Annotated in this window: 9 protein-coding genes; all 9 read right to left on the bottom strand. The window is 68.2% G+C overall.

Going from position 1 to position 11916, the window contains the following annotated elements; genetic code table 11:
* Positions 1-6: 6 nt before the first annotated feature.
* Entirely contained in the window at positions 7-1296 is a 1290-nt protein-coding gene (locus tag MJ783_RS00850) for an N-acetylmuramoyl-L-alanine amidase (protein WP_239307955.1), read from the bottom strand.
* 85 nt (positions 1297-1381) lie between these two features.
* Complete coding sequence (gene trxA, locus MJ783_RS00845) at positions 1382-1708, bottom strand: thioredoxin (protein ID WP_239307954.1); 327 nt, start codon at positions 1706-1708, stop codon at positions 1382-1384.
* A gap of 323 nt (positions 1709-2031) precedes the next feature.
* On the bottom strand, positions 2032-3042 hold the full coding sequence (gene trxB / locus MJ783_RS00840; RefSeq protein WP_239307953.1) for a thioredoxin-disulfide reductase: 1011 nt from the start codon (positions 3040-3042) through the stop codon (positions 2032-2034).
* A gap of 165 nt (positions 3043-3207) precedes the next feature.
* Complete coding sequence (locus tag MJ783_RS00835; RefSeq protein WP_239307952.1) at positions 3208-4194, bottom strand: anti-sigma factor; 987 nt, start codon at positions 4192-4194, stop codon at positions 3208-3210.
* Entirely contained in the window at positions 4191-4889 is a 699-nt protein-coding gene (gene sigM / locus MJ783_RS00830; RefSeq protein WP_239307951.1) for an RNA polymerase sigma factor SigM, read from the bottom strand. The genes MJ783_RS00835 and sigM overlap by 4 nt, the downstream gene beginning before the upstream one ends.
* 27 nt (positions 4890-4916) lie before the next feature.
* On the bottom strand, positions 4917-6698 hold the full coding sequence (locus tag MJ783_RS00825) for a protein kinase family protein (RefSeq protein WP_239307950.1): 1782 nt from the start codon (positions 6696-6698) through the stop codon (positions 4917-4919).
* Between the two features lie 237 nt (positions 6699-6935).
* Positions 6936-8528: a murein biosynthesis integral membrane protein MurJ gene (gene murJ / locus MJ783_RS00820; protein WP_239307949.1), complete on the bottom strand. Its 1593-nt coding sequence runs from the start codon at positions 8526-8528 to the stop codon at positions 6936-6938.
* A 236-nt stretch (positions 8529-8764) separates the two neighbouring features.
* Positions 8765-11401 carry a DUF6049 family protein gene (locus tag MJ783_RS00815; protein ID WP_239307948.1) on the bottom strand — a complete coding sequence of 879 codons (2637 nt, stop codon included), beginning with the start codon at positions 11399-11401 and terminating at the stop codon, positions 8765-8767.
* A complete protein-coding gene (locus MJ783_RS00810; RefSeq protein ID WP_239307947.1) occupies positions 11398-11823 on the bottom strand; it encodes an NUDIX domain-containing protein in 426 nt (141 codons plus the stop codon). The genes MJ783_RS00815 and MJ783_RS00810 overlap by 4 nt, the downstream gene beginning before the upstream one ends.
* Between the last annotated feature and the right edge of the window lie 93 nt (positions 11824-11916).

Here is an 11916-nt window from a genome sequence, read left to right as displayed (position 1 = left end):
GAGGTCTCAGCGGACCGTACGCGAGGCAAGTGTCGGTACCCGTAGCTGTCCTGTGGGTGGGTCGAGATCCGGAGGCAGGAACAGGCGCTGTACCGCGGCGAGGATGCCCTCGGCGACGGTGGCCCGAAATTCCGGCGACTCGAGCGCCGCGGCGTCGTGCGCGTTCGTGAGGTAGCCCAGGTCCGTGCGGATGGTCGGCATCAACGTCCGCCGCAGGAGCTCCCAGGTCTTGGCATGGGTGCGGCAGTCGACGAGATCAGTGCGTGATACGAGTTCCTTCTGTACAAGTCCGGCCAGCCGTTCACCCACGGCTGATGATCCTCGGGCGTGGCCATAGTAGTAGGACGACACCCCCTGCGCCCACGGGGATCTGCCCGCGTCCACATGCAACGACAGGAGAAGGTCGGCGCCGATTTCGTTCGCCCGATGCGCACGTTCAGAGTCGTCCGGCGACTCGTGCGGACCATGCAGGAGGTACGCCTCCAGTCCCGAGGTCAACAGCCGTGCCTCGAGCCGAGAGGCAAGGTCGGCCATGAGGTCACGTTCGCACAGATTCCCGACGGTGACCCCCGGATCTTCTCCGCCGTGCCCGGGGTCGATCGCGACCACGACGCCGAGCAGGGAGGGACCCCGCTGGAGCAGTCGCACGGACTCCCGAAGCACGTCCGGACGGCCTCCGACAACGGTTCGTTCCAGCTTCTTCAGCTCCCGGAGCGTCAACGGTCCGCAGCGGCCATCCGGCTCCAGTCCCCGGTTGTGCTGGAAGTCCTTCAGCGCCGTCTCCGTTTGCGAGCTGAAGATGCCGTCCGCCCGCCCTACGTCGAATCCCATGTTCGACAGCCGTTCCTGTAGCGCTGCCACATCGTCTCCGATAAGGGGATGGTTGATGCTGTGGTACAGCAGGCGGTCGCCGAGTTTGCGACGGGCTTCGTCCAGCACCCGGAAGGTGTCCGGGCCGATGACGCCGTCCGCGGACAGGCCTCGGCTCTGTTGAAACGCGCGGACGGCGTCATCCAGGGCCTCGTCGAACAGGGACCCGTCGGCCGGTGCCGGATCGGGCCTGCGTGTGTCGGCAGGGTCCGTGACCTGGGCCCCCGGCTGGGCGAAGGAGCTACGGTCGCGCAGTCTCCGGTCTTCCGGAGGCACCGGCGATGTGGCTGGCTGGCGTGGCGCGGCCGGCAGGAACGACAGGGAGATCAATGCGGCGCGTACTTCGATGACGGAGGGATCACGGTCGCCGAGACGCAGCAGTCTCGTCCCACGGTTACCACTCGGATCTACTGACGGACGGGTCACGGGGACACAGGCTAACCCCGGATAGCGGTGAAGCCGCTATCCGGGGACCCTGAGTTCTCCCGAATGAAGATCTAAAAACGGGTTCTCAGATGTAGGCGGAAAGATCTCGCAGAAGAGCCGCTTTCGGCTTCGCGCCGACGATGCTCTTGTCCAGCTCGCCGTTCACGAAAACCGCCATGGTGGGTATTGACATAATTTGGTACTTTCGGGCAATCTGTGGGTTTTCGTCGATGTTGAGCTTGACGACGCGCAGTTTGTCGCCATGCTCGGCCGCGATCTCCTCCAGAACCGGAGCGATCATCTTGCACGGCCCGCACCACTCCGCCCAGAAGTCGACCAGGACGGGCACGCTGCTTCCCAGGACCTCATCAGCGAATGTGCTGTCGGTGACGGGCTTGGTTATCCCTGCCATGATGATCTCCTTTTGATCGTTGCTACCGGGATGGCGTCAGGACGACGCCACCGGATCAGGCCTTTAGAGCGTGTGTGAGATCGGGCTTTCGATCAGTGAGCCGCGGCCAGGGGGCACCTGCGCCCGGCAATAGGGGACGCGGCGTCGCGGGGCCAGGGCACGCACCTCGCGTCATCGCTCCCCGTCCATCGCCGCGCGACGCACGGGTACCCCGGCTCGGGCTCGCCGGCCGTCACCCACCACCTCTGATGGCTCCCTCCGCCGCCTCGCGATGCCCGCACCCCAGCTCCGCTCATTGATCCACACCATGTTGCCGGGCGCTCCTACGGCGCGACAGCCTCCGCGGGTACCCGCGGTATGGGTTCGCCGCCGTCTTCCCGCGCGGCCAGCCAACGCTCCGCGTCCAGCGCCGCCGCGCAGCCGGTGCCCGCCGCTGTGATGGCCTGCCGGTAGATGTGGTCGACGACGTCGCCGCAGGCGAAGACACCCGGAAGGCTGGTGCTGGTCAAAGGGTGGTCCACCATGATGTACCCGGCGTCGTCACATTCGAGCTGCCCGCGGACAAGCTCCGACCGGGGCTCGTGGCCGATGGCGACGAACAGGCCGGTCGCTGGGATCTCCGCGGTCTCCCCCGTGATGGTGTCGCGCACCTGGATGCCGGTGACCTTGTCCTCGCCGCGGATGGCCACGACCACCGAGTTCCAGCGAAAGCGGATCTTAGGGTTGGCTTTGGCGCGTTCCTGCATGATCGCGCTTGCCCGCAGCCGGTCCCGGCGATGGACGATCGTCACGGACTGGGCGAAGCGGGTCAGGAACGTTGCCTCCTCCAGCGCCGAGTCACCGCCGCCGACGACGACGATGTCCTGATTCCTGAAGAAGAACCCGTCACAGGTCGCGCATGCGGACACGCCGTGCCCAAGGAGGCGGGCCTCGTCCGCGATGCCCAGCATGCGGTAGGACGAACCGGTGGCGATAATCACGGTGCGGGCCAGGTGGGTCTCATCCGCCACGGTTATGATCTTTGGGTCAACCCGCAGGTCGACCGCGGTGACGTCGTCGGCCACGAGCTCCGCGCCGAACCGTTCGGCCTGGCCGCGGATGTTCTCCATGAGTTCGGGGCCTTGGACGCCCTCGGGAAAGCCCGGGAAGTTCTCCACCTCTGTCGTGGTCATCAGCGCGCCTCCGGCTGAGACGGCCCCCTCGAAGACCAGCGGGCGCAGGTTCGCGCGTGCCGTGTATATCGCCGCGGTATAGCCGGCCGGGCCGGATCCGATGATCACGACGTCGTGCACATCCGGACTGTTCGATCCATTCCCGTTGCTCTGCGCGGTCACATCTCCACCTGTCCTTTCAGGTCGCCGACGGCTGCCGGCGAGGCCGTGCGCATGCCACAACCGTTCCGCCGCACACCCGATTCCCGGGGAATCGGTCACACTCCGGCTCGGCCCGGTCAGGAGCGTAAGGACATCATCGCGCCGGTAGCGACCGAGAAAAGAGCATTACTGGGAGGCGGTTGTGCTGTACCACAGGGCTGCCGCCAGGTTGGTGACGCTGCACCGTTCGTCGAGCACGATCACTCGGAGCCGGTCGGCGGCGGTCGGGACGGACAGGACGACCAGGACGGCTGGCTGGCCGTTGAAGGTCACCAGATCGAGGGCCGCGATGCTCCCGCCTATCTGCGTGGCCAGGCTGAGATAGCACAGGCGCAGATCAGGCCGGGTCAGTTCGGTGATGACAGCGGCGACCGCGGTGGATGGGCCGGCCGTGGCGGCGTCATATGCACGCAGCGGTGCCCGCAACGTGCCCGGTATCCGCCCGGTTACCAGATCGAGCGCGTGCTGGGGAATTTCGGCCATGCTCACCGGGTGTCCGGTGTGCGCGAGGATGGCGGGCCCGGCCGCGTCCGAGACCGGCGCGGACGCGGCCTCACCGGCGGACCTGTCTCCCGCGTCCGCGCCGGGAGCCCGCGCCGGCAACGGTGTCGTCAGTGGTGCTGGCAACTCGCCGCCGCTCGCACTGGCCACGCTCTGGCCGGGCTGGCGGGCCAGAGCCACCATGAGGCCGACCATGCCCACAACAATGATCAGACAGGTCGCCGCCGTGAACCAGGCCGGGATCCGCGTGGGCCGGCTGCTGAGCCGGCTGCTGAGCCGGCCGTGGATGCGGCCTGGATGCCGGCCCGGTCGCCATGAGCCGGATGGGGGCGGTTGCCCGGCAGCCGAGTCACGGCTGCCGGGCAACCGGCCGTTCCGTTCCGAAACCAGAGTGGCGCGCAGCCTTTCAGCGACATCCTCAGGCATGGTCACCGACGCGAGCGCCGCCAGATCCCGGCGCACCCGCCGCAGCGCGGTCACGGTTTCGCGGCACTGCGGGCAGGCTCCGATATGCAGCGCCACGCCGGATGACGAACCGTTGCCGTCGACGTCGGCGTTGCCCTCGGCGTAGGCGTCGAGGCGCTCAACATCCGGATGTTGATCAGCTATCATTGCCGATCACCTCCTCCGGCCGCTTCGGACGCATTAACGTGCCTGCTCTCACTGACGGAATCGAAGGCCGCAGGGTTCCCGGGACACAGGTAGTCGAGCATTACAGCCAGTTTTGCGCGCCCTCGCGCGCACCGGCTTTTCACTGTGCCCACCGGCACCGCGAGCAGCGTGGCGGCGTCCGCGACCGAATGCCCCTGGACGTCGACGAGTACCACGGCGAGCCGCAGTGCCTCCGGCAGCTGGCCAAGCGCGGCGTGGATGGCCAGCCGGGTCTCGCCCTCAGCGATGACATCGCGTGGTTCGGCCAGTTCGCCCCTGCCGTCCGCGGGCAATGGGACCTGCGGTCGGGCCGCACGGCGGCGCAGCCTGTCCAGGCAGGCGTTGACCACGATGCGGTGCAGCCACGTCGCCACCGACGCTTCCCCCCGGAAGGCGGCAGCACCCCGGCAGGCCGAGAGCATGGCCTCCTGGACGGCGTCAGCGGCGTCCTCGCGGTCCCGCAGCATGCAGACCGCGACCGTCCACAGGCGGTTGCCGTGGGCCTGAACCAGCGCGGCGAACGCCTCCGGGTCCCCGGCGGCGTGCCGGCGGAGCAGCTCCTGATCCCGCCTGGTCCGGTCCGTCGCCGGGACGGGCGCGGCGTCGTCGATGTCCACCGTGAACGGCTCGGCCGCAGGCGGCTCGGAAGAGGTCATGGGACGACGTGCGGGTGGGCCGCGGCTTCAGGAGTGGAAGGACATGTCGACGATCGACCCCTTGAATCGTCCGTCGGAGACCGTCGGCAGTTTGGTCAGCCACACAACCCAGTACCGGTGGGTACCGGCCGCGGCCGGTACCGGCACGTCGGCTGTGCCGGCCGCGGCGGTGGTCTCGCCGACGACGACCGGATAGCTGTTCACGTCGTTGACGACCGCGTCGCCGGCCCGCAGCTCGAACGAGGTTGGACCGCCGCCAAATGTAACTGTCATTTTACGAATAGTGACAGGCTGGCCGAAGTCCAGCCGAAGACCTACCCCGGACTTGGGGAGTCCGCCGAACTGCCTGCCGTCGGTGTTGTTGTAGCCACTCGTCGTCCAAGCCGTGGCGGCGTTCCCATCCACCGCCTTCGGCGCTTCGCTGTTGTTCTCGTCGCCGTCCGTCCCCTGGGGGTCGAACGCGGTGGCGGTCGGGGGCGGGAGAAGGACACCTACCGGAGTGGTCGGTGACGCGGTCGGCCCCGGCGGGGCCGGGGTTTTCTGCTGCGGTTGCCGGGTCAGCACGATCGCCGCAACAATGATCAGAGTAAGGGTGATCAGCAGCGCGACCATGATTGCCAGGACGCGGCGTGGTGAGGCGAAGGCTCCCTGGCGGTAGGGCGAGCCGTACTCGCCGCGGCGCCGGGCCGCGCCGCGCTGCCGCGCGGGCAGTCGGCCCAGGCCTCCGCCCGGATAGGCACCGTTGTCGAGACGGCCGCCACTGACCGGATAGGCGCCCCCGTCGTTGCCGCCGCGGTACCCGCCGCTCGCGTGACCGCCGGTTGGGCCCACCCCGGCAGCGTCCGCCGCGTACCCGGCAGTGGCGTACCCCGAGGTGATGGGCCCGGGAGTCATGGCCCGGGTCATCGGCGGCTCGTCGTCGATGCGGACCCGGCCGAGGTCCAGGGTGCCTTCGGGTGGCGCGATCTCCTCGAGCGCCTCGGCGAGCTCCGCGGCGGATGCGATCGGCGGGCGGCTCGCCCGATCGTCCCCGAGGACGGCGAGGGTGAGCGCGTCGAGGTTCCGCGGCACGCCCGCCCGGACCTGGCGCGGTGAGCATGTCCGTCCGTCACTGGTACGCGGGGCCGTGGGCAACCCGCATTCGCGTTTCAGTGGCCACCGTCCGGTCAGCGCCGAATACAGCAGACCACCCATTGCCCGGACATCGTCAGTGGCGAGGTCGGCCGAGTCAGCCCATGGCTCGGCCTGGCTGTGGGCGCCCTTCTCCAGCGCGGCGACGACGGAACCGGTGCCGAGGTCGACCACCTTGACCATGCCGTGCCCGGAGATGATGACATCGCTGGGCCGCAGGTCGCCGTGGTGGATGCCACGCTCGTGTGCGGCGGCCAGTACCCGCGCGACGGCCAGCATCACCGTGGCGGCCTGGTCTGGCCGCAGCGGGCCTTCGGCGGACAGCGTCTGCAGGGAGACGCCTTCCACCCATTCACTCACCACGTAGGACACCGGGCCGGTGTCGGTAGTGGTCGAGGTGGCGTCGTAGGTCGACGCCGCGCCCGGATGAACCAGCCGGCCGGAGCCGATGGCGGCGGACAGCAGCATCTCGGCGGCTCGATCACGTGCCGCAGCCGCGGAGTCACGCGCATCCGGCTTGGAGTGCTGCACCACGCGGACGGCAACGGAACGGGCGAGGATGCGGTCGTCGCCACGCCACAGGGTGACCGGACCACGTGTGTGCATCACTGACAGCAGCTGGTACCGGCCGTCCAGCATGGTCTTGATCGGCAGCGTGTCAGGCCCCGGCGGCGGCATTGGGCCGGTCTCGTCCGGAGGCTGCGGGGAGGAAGCGGGTACAGCCATGGTATCGGCCCCGCGGGTCGAGCTGCTCGTCACATCTTCATTGACGTCAGCCAACGGCGGTCGGTTGTGCCCGTCGACCACTGTGCCTCCGTCATCACCGGCGCGCCCGGCTGTCGTAGCCGGATGCGGCCTGTTCAGTGTACGAGTCTCCGGCCTGGCGATCGGTGATTGCACCAGTCGCGATTGGGATCAGTGCGCCGATCGGGAACCGAACCGACCACGAACGGTCGTGACAAGCGCCGCCATCTCCGCCAGTCGCATCCTGACAATAGCCGTGAGATAGATCATAACCCCAACCGCACAGGCGAGGAGCACACTTACGCCGGATCCGAGCCAGCCAGTACCGATGATCACGCGCACTCCCCAGGCAACCACGGCCGCCAGCACCGCGCTCAGGCCTCCGGCGATGGTCACCTGGGTGAGCATGCGAGAGATCCGCCCGCCGTCGATGCCGTCGAGACGGGCCCGCAACAGCGTGGACGACGCGGCGACACCTACCAGGTAGGAAGCGGCAAAGGCGAGCGCCAGCGCAACCGGGCGGTGTTTCTCGGGCAGCAGCGAGCTCAGCGCAAGCGCACAAACGATATTGGTAGCCACGACGCCTACGTTGATCAGCGCGGGTGTACGGCTGTCCTGATGGGCGTAGAAGGCACGCAGCTGCACCTGGAACAACGAGAACGGCACCAGGGCGACGGCGAAGGCCGAGAGGGTGTCGCCGATCCGCAGGGCGCCGGCGTAGCTCACGGCGCCGTGATTGAAGACCGTGACCGCGATCGGGCGTCCCAGCGCGAGCAACATGAGCGCCGCGGGCACGATCACGACCGCGGCCAGGCGCATTCCGGTGGAAAGATCTTGACGGACGAGGTCGCGCCGATTGTCGGCGGCATGCGCGCTCATCCGTGGCAGTAGCGCTGTGATCACTGATACGGCGATGATTGCGTAGGGTAGCTGGAAGATCTGATATCCGTACGTGTAGACGGTATATGCCGTTGCGGAGCTGGACAGCCGCACAATGACCAGGTACCCGATCTGGCTGACCGCCACGTAGAGCAGCGTCCAGCCGGCCAGGCGTACTGCCTGGCGCAGCCCCGGGTGGGACAGATCCAGCCGCGGCCGGTAGCGGAAGCCGACCGCCCGCAGCGACGGCAACAGGGCGAGCGTCATGATCACAACACCGAGGGTCGTACCGGCGGCCAGCACCGTGACCTGGGCATCGCTGATCCCGCCGACCGTGGGCGGCCTCGGTCCGGGCACGAGGACGAACGCCGCACAGGTGACTATCACGATCAGGTTGTTGAGCACCGGCGCGAACATCGGCGCGGCGAACGACTGCCGTACGTTGAGGATCGCCCCGATCGTGGCGCCCAGGCCGTAGAAGATCACCTGTGGCAGGAACCAGCGCAGGAACGTCACGGCGAGATCATGCTCAGCGCCGCCGGCGGCGAGATAAGCGCTGACGATGAGCGGGGCGGCCACCATCGCGACCAGCACCGCCCCACCGAGCGCCAGCACCACCAGGGTGAGCAGCGAGGAGGCGAACGCCTCGCCCCGGTCGGGGTCGTCCTTGGTGGCCCGGACGAGTACCGGCACGATGACGCTGGACAGCACTCCGCCGAGCAGCAGATCGTAGAGGATGTTCGGGGTCGTGTTGGCGACGTTGTAGGCGTCCCCGGCCGCGCCTGTGCCGATGGCCGTCGCGATCGCCACTGTCCGCAGGAACCCCGAGGCCCGGGAGGCGACCGTGCCGATTGCCATCGTCCCGCTGGCTCGGCCCAGGGTCATCGCACCGCGTCCGCTGGACTTTTTCGGCTGCTCGCCGGTCTGCCGGCCGGGTCCGGCCGGGTATGTTTCCCGTTCCGGTGGGAGGCGCCGGGGTCCGGTCGGCTGTCCGGTCGGCTGTCCGGTCGGTGGAGCACCGATGGGGCCGGCTGTCCGCACCGTCGGCCCGGCGGGATCGAAGCCGGGCCGTCTGCGGTGCCGGGCGGGCGGTTTCCTGGTCTCGTCTCCGGGTCCGGCCGTCACCACCGTGCTCCTTCGTTCCTGGTGGTTCCCTGCTTCCTGACGGTTGCCTGTCTCCTGACGGTATTGGTCGCGCGGATGAGCCGTTCCAGATCGTCGTTCCGGTACTCGTCGTTCCGGTGCGCGCTTTCCTCGCGCTCGCTGGCCCGCGGGTCGCGTCCGGCAGCATCGGGAAGCAGCCGGCGGGCGCATTCCAGCGTGTCCGGATCATCTCCGCTATCCGGGTCATCCGGGCTCCCGGGCATCGGTAGTGACCGTGATCCCGATACTGATGCCGGCCTCGCCGCAGCCGCAGCCGCAGCCGGGACAGGGGCGGCTGGCGGAGGCGGTCCGCCGGGCGGCTGACGGCGCAGGACCCGCAGCCGCTGGACCAGCCGGATCGCCACGGCGAGCACGAGGACCGCCAGGGAACCGCCAGTGATCGCCACCGCGATGACCCCGAAGACCGTCGACTTCACCAGCACCCGCAGCGGCGGGTCGGCCGACAGCGGCCGTCCGGCGGGGGTGAGGATCTGGATGTTCACCGGGAACGTACCGGCGCCTTCAGCATTGACGTCGACCTCGACCTGCTCCTTCTGGAGAGGAGGCACTGTAAGTGCCAATTTGCTTGCTGATCGTAGCCGTGAGTGGTCCGTGGAGGCCAGGGACAGAACCACGCTGACGGTGAATGTGGTGTTGTTCTCCAGAGTGACCGGAACCTTGCCATGCTTGCTTGTCAGCGAGACGCTCCGGGACGCGACTATCCGGACGCCGTCCCGCAGGGCGCGTACCGCACCGGCGACACCCGCGCTCAGGGTGTCCGCGCCGTCCGTGCCGGCGGCGCCGGCACGCCAGGCGACGGACTCGGTGGCGGTGAGTGTGTTCTCCATCGCGTCTATGCCGGCGGCGACGCAGTTGCGTATGCCAGATGGCCCCGAGCCCGGTGGGCAAAGGACGGACTTGAGGGACTGCACCTGGCTACGCAGATCTTCCGCGGCAATCATCCGGCTGGCCGGCAGCTCGGCTGCCCGTGCCCAGGCCGGGTAGCCGAGAGGGCCGCGTTCGCCGTTCGCGGCTGCCGGCCCCGCCGGTGGTGTCCAGGCCAGGGGCACCGGCCTGGAAAACGGGGTCGACAGGCCGCCCAGCACCTTCTGCGCCCAGTCGGCCGGTGGGTCCCAGTAACGCGGCAGCGCCAGCGTCTGGGCCCGGGCGAGTCCCGGGCGTTCCGCAGTGATCATGGCAATTTCGGCGACGAGATCCTGGAACGACTCTGCCTGGGTCGGTGAGTCTGGCAGAGCCGTGGGCCCGGTCGCGAGCCTGGCCAGTTCCGTGTCGGCGGCCAGCGCATGGGCGACACCGCCCGAGGTCGCGATATTGGTGATGGCCGCGGGTGTGTAGCCCCTGTCCGGCTCCTTCGGGGGCAGCAACCGCGAATCTGTGATTACGGTGGTAATGCCCATCCGACGCAGCAGGTCGAGCGTGGTCTGGTCGATGAGCCCGCCGCTGGGGTAGGCGATCGTCGTGTCCGGCGGGCGGCCGATCGCGTTCGCGACGACGGTCTGGCCGGTCAGTAACGCCACCAGAATGCTGTGGTACTCCTGCGCCCGGGCCAGCGCCACGACGTCGACATCGCCGTAGGGCAGAGCGACGACCGTTCCACCCGCGTCCGCGAATGCCCGCAGTTTTGCCAGAAAGATCGTGGCGTTCCGGTCCGGGCGCCGGGGGCTCGGACCGGATGGTGTGGCTACCTCGTATGGTCCGTCAGCGATGATTTTCAGTGTCTGCACGAGCACCGGGTCAACCGCGAGCGTGACGGTCGAGGTCTGCTCGCCCCGGGCGGGGACGACCGCGTTCAGCAACATGTCGAGGCGGCCGCCCGGCGCGATGAGGTCGGTCAGGCCATCGTCGCTCAGCCGGCCGTCAGCGCGTAGCCGCGGCACATCCGCGAGCGGCAGCACGACCGAGATCGGTGTGGGTGCGGTGACGTTGAGGGGAGCCCAGACCAGGAAGGTGTAGGCCGTCGCGACGATCCTGCGCTGGCCGTTCACCGTTCCGCTCGCGGCGATCCGCACCGGGTACACCCGCAGTGCCGCCGGCAGGTTCAGCGTGGCCGGGCTGGCACTTGCGGTGAACGTCACCGGCGGCGCGCCCGGTATCAGTGGGTTCGCTATCGGTTGGGCGACAACCGGCGTCGGATAGCTGGCCGCGGCCGCCGCCGCGGTACTGTCGCGCAGGTTCGCGAGGTCACTGCGACTGGACAACGGACGTCCGAGGTCGACTCGCACCTCAAGACTGGAAACCTGGGCACTGTCGGTGAGTTCCAGGCGACCGGTCACCTTCGGCGGGATCTGCATACTCGCGATCTGGGTGAACGCGTCGATGGCGATGCGAACGGGCTGGCTGGGGGAGGGTGTGGCGGTCGTTGAAGCCGCGGGTGAAGAGCCAGCCAATCGCGGGCTCGGAAGTTGTGCTTTGCCTGGGGACAAGGCTGTGGATACATGCGTATATCCTGTGGATATCCGTACAGGCCCGGTGGACGACGAGTGCGGCTGGGCACGGACAGCTGTTGCGTTCAGTATCAATCCCGATACTGAGAGTATGATCAGGATGGCTATCCGAACACTTCTGATCGTCAGGCGGTAACCGTATTCTGTCACGATACGTCCGTGAGGATGCTCGGCACCTGGGACAGGAGCCTGCGTTTGTCGGCGTGGACAAGCAGCCCCGCTATTTTCGCCGCTGGGGCCCAGGCGACTTCGCTGGCCTTGATATCGGAGTCCGACAGTTCCCCGATCGTCCGTAGTAGAAGATAATGGTGAACGGTTCTGCGCACGCGCGTCCATCCGGTTGCGAACCAGAAGCCGATCGTGCCAAGCCGACCGAGTACCTGTCCGGTCACACCAGTCTCCTCCGCCACCTCCCGAACCGCTGTCTGTTCCGCGGTCTCGCCGCCTTCGACATGCCCTTTCGGCAGCGGCCACAACAGCCGGCCATGGCGGTCACGGCGCGCAATCAGCGCTGCGTTGGCCATTTCTGAGGGGTCATCCAGTACGAGCCCGCCCGCTGAAGTTTCCTCCATCCGGCGAAGTCGTCGGCGAGGGGATGCCGAGGACCGGGCCATAGGCTGATCGTACGAGCTGTCCGCGTCACATCTGCCGCGTACGGTCACTAT

Origin of the sequence: Protofrankia sp. Cj3 (assembly GCF_917627355.1) — a bacterium.
GTDB lineage: Bacteria > Actinomycetota > Actinomycetes > Frankiales > Frankiaceae > Protofrankia.
Note: the sequence above shows the minus strand (reverse complement) of the source record. Positions and strands in the feature narration are given on the sequence as shown.